The sequence below is a fragment of the Paraburkholderia sp. SIMBA_054 genome (assembly GCF_046534875.1).
GTDB lineage: Bacteria > Pseudomonadota > Gammaproteobacteria > Burkholderiales > Burkholderiaceae > Paraburkholderia > Paraburkholderia hospita.
The window spans coordinates 1-476 of record NZ_JAWRXV010000242.1; the positions used below are offsets into that span (position 1 = coordinate 1).

The 476-nt window shown below is 62.4% G+C and carries 1 pseudogene; it reads right to left on the bottom strand.

From position 1 onward, the window contains the following. Positions 1–476, bottom strand: a pseudogene (locus tag SB822_RS54960) (membrane-bound PQQ-dependent dehydrogenase, glucose/quinate/shikimate family); the annotation flags it as partial.

Below are 476 nucleotides of genomic sequence, written 5' to 3' on the forward strand. Positions count from 1 at the left end.
TGCATTTTCCGCAGCCCCGGCCGTGGCATTCGCCGAATACATCGCGTCGTCGTGATACGACACGCCGCGGCATGTCATATGTTCCCAGTGCTTGAAACCGACGGGGCTCTGGATATGCGGATCGTAGCGCCACAGTTCTTTGCCCGACGCGGGATCGAGTGCAATCACGATACTGTGCGGCGTGCAGAGGAACAATTTGTTGCCCACCTTGATGGGTGTATTTTCATCGGTCGTTTCAGTCGGGTCGCCCGGACCCGGCTTGTCGCCGGTCTGGAATTGCCAGGCGACCTTCAATTGCCGCGCATTTTCAGGGGTGATCTGCGTAAGCGGCGAATAGCGCTGACCGAACGGCGAGCCGCCATAGTCGGTCCAGTCGCCCGCCTGCCGGTTCGCATCGCCGGCAAGCGTCGCGCTCGGCGCCGCGGCGGTGGAGGCCAGCGTGCCGGGGCGATCGTACGGATGATTGAATGCGGTGC